General features: G+C 57.0%; 1 protein-coding gene. It reads right to left on the minus strand.

Annotated features, from left to right (window positions below; all coding sequences use genetic code 11):
• Window positions 1-1618 (minus strand): PKD domain-containing protein (locus ACXJKR_RS31940; RefSeq protein ID WP_457326271.1); only part of this gene is annotated, 1618 nt, incomplete at both ends.

A 1618-nucleotide genomic window follows, 5' to 3' on the forward strand; every position in this document is an offset into this window, starting at 1 on the left:
CCGAACGTCCACGCGTAGTTGGCGATGGGGCCTTCCGCATCCGTGCTCCCCGCACCGGAGAAGCTCAGGTTCGCGCCCACCTGCCCACTCGTCGGGCCGCTGATGTTGGCCACCGGCGCCTGGTTGGCCATGCCTCCCGGCGTCCAGGCCTCCACTTCGACGATGCGCGAGAAGTTGTTCATCGCACCTGCTATCAGGACTCGAATACTGGTCGTACTAACCGGTGCAAATACAAATTGCCGCCACACCTTGTCATTTCCGGTGACATTGCCGCCTTCTACAGTCACCCATCCTCCGCCATCCCAATACTGGACGTCGTACTGAGTGATTCCATATTTTGCGAAGGTCATCGCCAGCGTAGGCGCCGACGGCGATTCCTTATCATCCTGCAGTGTGAATACGTCAATTTCGCTGATCGTCTGCATGCCGTTGAAGTCGACCTGCACCCAGTCGGGATAGACACGCGACGTGGCATCGTTCCACCCCCCTCCGGCGCCCCAATTCAAACCCTTTCTATCACCGTCATTGATCGATTTAACCGGGTAATGGCCGTCATACACGCTGGAGGCAGATGCAATACCGCCATTGGCAGCCAACGCCACATTCGTGGCAATACCTGGAGGCGCTCCAACCGAAAACAAAGCGGTCTTCACAGAACTCAATCCATGATTATCCACCACCGTCAAGGCGACTTTATACGTGCCGATGTACTGGTATGTCTTGGCGACGCCGACTCCGACTCCGGTCGTGCCATCGCCGAAATCCCAAACATAAGAAGCAATGGAACCACCAGGGGCGCTGCTCAACGCAGCGGAAAACTGCGCAACCGCCCCTGCAGTTCCAACACCTGGCTGTATTTCAAAATTCGCGCTTGGCGGCGGGTAAGCCCCTTGTGAAACCACAACTTGCTGCGTAGCAGTAGATGTCGCACCCACGGAGTCGGTAACCGTCAACTGGACGGTGTAGGTTCCAGCGTTTGCATAAACCTTCCTAGCTGAAACTCCAACCGCGGTCGTGCCGTCGCCGAAGTCCCACCCATAACTTGCAATGTTGGCTTCAGCATCTGTACTCGCAGAACCGGAAAAGGTAGTGAAGATTCCGGCCTGCAAATTAACCGAGGGCACGGAAATGACCGCCACGGGGGGCGTGTTCGGCTGAAGGCAAAGCTCCCAGATGCCGAACAGCGCCGAGCCCCTGGAGTGGCCGTACACCGAGTAGCCACACCCCGTGGAAGGTGCAAACGTAGTCAGCGCAAGAGACACGTTCCCCGGGTTTGTTGTCGGCACGTGCACCTCGGTCCACAAGAGGGTTCTCGTGTCGAAAGTCCACAGATCGTCCAATGCCGAACCGGAAGGCGAAACGCCACCAAACAGAACGACAACTCCATTTTTCGAGTCGAAATACATCTGCGCGTAGCTGCGTTCGCTCGGGCCAACGGCTCCGGTTACTTCCCTCCAACTGTTGGTTGCAGGGTCGTACAGCCACGTGTCGTTTAAATAGGCATTGTTGATGCACCGCACCGACTGTCGATCAAAGCATACCCCTCCAAACAGCACGAATTGGCGACTGAAGGAGTCGTAGACAAACTGGTTCTCTATCTGGCCGCGAGGCTCAGGCG

The organism is Roseateles sp. P5_E11 (assembly GCF_054049355.1).